Annotated in this window: 2 protein-coding genes; one reads left to right on the plus strand and one right to left on the minus strand. The window is 66.3% G+C overall.

All coding sequences use genetic code 11. The features are described 5' to 3' along the window. Positions 1-457, minus strand: a 457-nt coding sequence (locus tag PGX04_RS26755) for an amidohydrolase family protein (RefSeq protein ID WP_465263849.1), incomplete at its 3' end; no start/stop codon positions are given. A gap of 187 nt (positions 458-644) precedes the next feature. Between PGX04_RS26755 and thsB the strand changes: the two genes are divergently transcribed. Next, the coding region (gene thsB, locus PGX04_RS26760) for a thermosome subunit beta (RefSeq protein WP_273741270.1) at positions 645-1,781 on the plus strand (1,137 nt) is incomplete at its 3' end.

Genomic DNA, 1,781 nt, shown 5'->3' on the forward strand with positions numbered 1-1,781 from the left:
GGACGATCACCGGCAGGTCGACGTGCTCGAGCGCCGCGAGGACGTCGTCGCCGGGATAGTCGTCGATAACGGGATCGAGGACGAACCCGTGAAAGCGGTCGTCGTACGCGTACTTCTCGACGTCACTCGGGGACGTGTGACGATCCTCGCGGCGACTCACGGCGTTGCGGAGTCGACCGGTCGCGTTTCGGCCCGGCGTCTGGGAGCCGTTGATCCGGGCGAAGGCCACGAACGGTCGGTCGACGCTGCGTCTGGCGACACCGTTGTTCGGCGCGACGTAGCTCGTCCCCGGTCGCGACGGGGGGTAGACGACCGATCCGGTGATTCCCGCCTGATGCATCTCCCGCTCGAGTCGATCGGCCGTGATCGTTCGGCTCCGGGGCCCCCCGCTGCCGTCGGCCGCCGGCAGCCGCGTCGCGACGTCGACGACGCGAAACCCGTGTTCCAACTCCAGCATTCACAGGTGTGTTCCGAGTCGACCCATATTTCCCTACCGGCTCCCGCCGCCACCGGCCTGTCGACGGTTCACACACGCAATCGCCAGACGGAACGGCGGTAGGAGGGAAAGAATTATATAGAAGTGCTGACGACATGGTTAGTGAGGATCAACGATGGCACAACAGCGACGCATGGGTGGGCAGCCCATGTTCATTATGAGCGAGGATAGTCAGCGAACACAGGGTCGGGACGCGCAGTCGTCCAACATCATGGCCGGCAAGGCCGTGGCCGAGTCGGTACGGACCACACTCGGACCCCGCGGCATGGACAAGATGCTCGTCGACTCCGGCGGGGACGTCGTCATCACCAACGACGGCGCGACCATTCTCAACGAGATGGACATCGAACACCCCGCGGCCCAGATGATCGTCGAGGTCGCCGACTCCCAGGAAGAGGAAGTCGGTGACGGGACGACGACCGCCGCGGTGCTCGCCGGCAATCTGCTCGGCGAGGCAGAGGACCTCATCGAGCAGGACGTCCACGCGACGACCATCGTCGAGGGCTACCACGAAGCCAGCGAGATCGCCCTCGAGGCGATCGCCGAGCAGGTCAACGAGGCCGACGTCGACGACGAAATCCTCCAGCAGGTCGCCGAGTCGTGCATGACCGGCAAAGGAACCGGCGGTCTCACGGCCGAATCGCTGGCAGAGACGGTCGTCGACGCGATCCGTCACGTGGACACTGACGAGGGCGTCGCACGCGACAACATCACCGTCCACACGCAGGTCGGTGCCTCCTCGAACGCGACCGAACTCGTCCCCGGCATCGTCGTCGACGAGGAACCGGTTCACGACGGGATGCCAACCGAGATCGAGGACGCGTCGATCGCGATTCTGGACGTCGAACTCGGCGTCCGCACGGGCGACGTCGACGCCGAGTACGCCATCGACTCGATCGACCAGCTCAACGCCGCCATCGACGCCGAGGAAGGCGAACTCGAGGGCTACGCACAGACCGTCGCCGAGAGCGGGGCGGACGTCGTCTTCACCACTGAGGACGTCAACGACCGCGTCGCCAACTCTCTCGCCAACGAGGGCATCCTCGTCTTCGAGGGTCTCGGCGACAGCGACGCTCGACAGGTCGCCTCCGCGACCGGCGCTCGCCGTGTCGGCGCGCTCGAGGACCTCGAAGACGCCGACTTCGGCTCTGCCGACCGGATCCACACCGAGAGCTTCGGTGACGACGATCTCGCGTTCGTCGAGGGCGGCGCGGCCGCCGAGACGGTCACCGTCTTCGTCCGCGGCGGGACCGAACACATCGTCGACGAGCTCGAGCGCGCCATC

The organism is Natrinema soli, assembly GCF_028618695.1.